Origin of the sequence: Phenylobacterium sp. (assembly GCF_004799395.1) — a bacterium.
Classification (GTDB): domain Bacteria; phylum Pseudomonadota; class Alphaproteobacteria; order Caulobacterales; family Caulobacteraceae; genus Phenylobacterium.
On the sequence record NZ_SSMZ01000119.1, the window covers coordinates 1 to 2,110 of the forward strand.

Here is a 2,110-nt window from a genome sequence, read left to right on the forward strand (position 1 = left end):
CGCTCTATCGTCGCTGGCGCTCCAAGGCCGACATGGCCGCCGACCTGGTGCGGGGGCTCTCCGCGCCGACCATCGCGCTGATCGATCCTGGCGACCAGGGCTCGCTGGAGGCGGACCTCTACGCGGCGCTCCTGGTCGGCCGTCGCCTCCTGCGCCACCCGCTGGTGCGCAGCATCCTGCCCGACCTCTATACGGCGATCCCGCGCGAGCCGGCGCTGGCTGAAGCGATGCGGCCGGGGGAGATGGCGCGGGAGAAGAAGGTCAAGGCGCTGATCGACCGGGCTATCGCCCGGGGCGAGTTGCGCGCTGACGTCGACCGGCGCGCGACGACGGACCTGCTGATCGGCCCCCTCTACTGGCGCATCGTCGTGCTCGGCGAGCGCTGCGACCGGCGGCAGCTCAAGCAACTCGCGCATATGACGGCCGCGGCGATCGCCGCCGGCGGGCTGGCGCCGGACTAGGCGGACCGCGGGTGGCGGGCCAGGGTCTGGGCGATCGGGCCGAGGAGCTGGACGAACTGGCCGCCGTAGATGAACCGCAGCGGCGCGTCGGCCGCCTCGGTGAGGGCGTAGGCGGGGCTGGCGTGCTCGCTCAGCAGGCCCTGGGTGGTCGCGCCCTTCAGCACGCGCCGGATTTGCAACGACGAGACGCCGACCATCCGCGCCGTGGGCTCGATCGGCACCTCGACTGGCCGCCGGGAGGGGAACTGCGCCTCGTCCGCTGCGCCGGCGATCAACTGCGAGAGCACCGCCAGGCCGCCGGACGGATGGTAGAAGGCCTCCACCACCGGCACGCCACGCGGCAAGGTCACCGCTGACTTCAGCAGGGCGCCGCCCTGGATCTCGATGAAGCTCGCTGCGACCGCGGGCACGTCGAGCCGCTCGATCAGCCCGCCCGCGGAGGGCGCCAGCCGCGCGGCGGCCGCGATCGGGCCGCGCAGGTGCCCGATCCAGTCGGCGCGGAAACGCGGCGTCGCGCCATAGCGCGCCGGCCGGTTGCCGCCGCCCGCTTCCGCCACCGCGATCAAGCCCATGTGCTCAAGATAGACCAGGAACGCGCGCGCGTCCGGGGCTGAGCAGGCCCGAGGCGGCGCACAGCCGCTTGAGCGCCGGCAGGGTGAGTTCGTCGCGCGCGTCGAGCCACATGGCCGCGAGCTTGGCGACATATCGCCCGGCGTCGACGCTGGCGTGCGCGGTGTTGGCACGCGACGCGGTGATCTCGACCGCCGACCTCGCCAGGGCGACCACGGCCGAGGCGAACCGCGGATGGGTGGCGACCTGGGCCATGGCGTCCTGCGGCGGCTTGCCGTCGCAGGTCCAGGCCGCGAGGAGGTCGCGGCCGTCCGGCGAGGCGGCGGTCATCGAACGGCGCTCAGGCTTGGGCATGGCGGCAATGGCGTTCCCTGATCGGCGGGTGTCAAGCCAGCGCGGCTGACGACGGGCGCCGCGGCAGGCCCGGGCGCCTTTTTCATGTGCGCGCTGGGCCTGAGGCCGCGCCGGTGGTTCGATGCGGTGATGGCGTGGCCCAAGGCCGCGTGCGTGAGAAGGGGCCGACACTGATGCGCGCACTTGCCGTCCGCCTGACGCCCGGGGTCGATCTCAAGACGGAGCTGGCGCGCCTCACCGAGGCGCTCGCGCTTCGCGCCGGCTGCATCCTCTCCTGCGTGGGAAGCCTCTCCCACGCGCGCCTCAGGATGCCCGGAGCCACAGGCGAGCCCGAGGTCGTCGCGGCCTTCAACGAGCCCATGGAAATCGTGTCGCTGAGCGGGACCCTCTGCGCCGACGGCCTGCACGTCCACATCGGCCTCTCGCGGCGCGACGGGTCCTGCATCGGCGGCCATCTCCTCCAGGGCTGCATCGTCAACACCACTGCCGAGTTGGTTATCGGCGACCTGCCTGACGTCGAGTTCCACCGGCTGCTGGACCCCGCCACCGGCTACAACGAACTCAGCGTCCAGCCGGCCGCCGGAAGCTGACCCGCGACCTCCTCTCCCCCGCGCAGCGAGAGTGAGAGCTCGTGGTCCCTACGGCTGCTTCTCCGCCGCCGCCGGGTGCGCCCTGCGCCGGGGATGATGGGTCTTCTTGTCGATGGTCTTGTGGCCGACCGTCGC

The 2,110-nt window shown here is 72.8% G+C and carries 4 protein-coding genes; 2 read left to right on the forward strand and 2 right to left on the reverse strand.

What is annotated here, in order from left to right:
- The coding region (locus E8A12_RS08275) for a TetR-like C-terminal domain-containing protein (RefSeq protein WP_293367529.1) at positions 1 to 461 on the forward strand (461 nt) is incomplete at its 5' end.
- On the opposite strand, the gene E8A12_RS08280 is transcribed toward E8A12_RS08275, so the two are convergent.
- Positions 458 to 1,033, reverse strand: coding sequence for a hypothetical protein (locus E8A12_RS08280; RefSeq protein WP_293367531.1), 576 nt, complete (start codon positions 1,031 to 1,033; stop codon positions 458 to 460). The two genes, E8A12_RS08275 and E8A12_RS08280, sit on opposite strands and share 4 nt — an antisense overlap.
- Positions 1,034 to 1,037: 4 nt before the next feature.
- Positions 1,038 to 1,385 (reverse strand): hypothetical protein, encoded by a 348-nt coding sequence (locus tag E8A12_RS08285; RefSeq protein ID WP_293367533.1) that lies wholly within the window; start codon positions 1,383 to 1,385, stop codon positions 1,038 to 1,040.
- 173 nt (positions 1,386 to 1,558) lie between these two features.
- Here E8A12_RS08285 and E8A12_RS08290 point away from each other — a divergent pair, with 173 nt between their 5' ends.
- On the forward strand, positions 1,559 to 1,975 hold the full coding sequence (locus tag E8A12_RS08290) for a PPC domain-containing DNA-binding protein (RefSeq protein WP_293367535.1): 417 nt from the start codon (positions 1,559 to 1,561) through the stop codon (positions 1,973 to 1,975).
- Positions 1,976 to 2,110 lie beyond the last annotated feature (135 nt).

Coding starts and splice junctions, on each gene's coding strand:
- E8A12_RS08280 (WP_293367531.1), bottom strand. CDS start 1,033: ATGGGCTTGATCGCGGTGGCGGAAGCGGGCGGCGGCAACCGGCCGGCG.
- E8A12_RS08285 (WP_293367533.1), bottom strand. CDS start 1,385: ATGCCCAAGCCTGAGCGCCGTTCGATGACCGCCGCCTCGCCGGACGGC.
- E8A12_RS08290 (WP_293367535.1), top strand. CDS start 1,559: ATGCGCGCACTTGCCGTCCGCCTGACGCCCGGGGTCGATCTCAAGACG.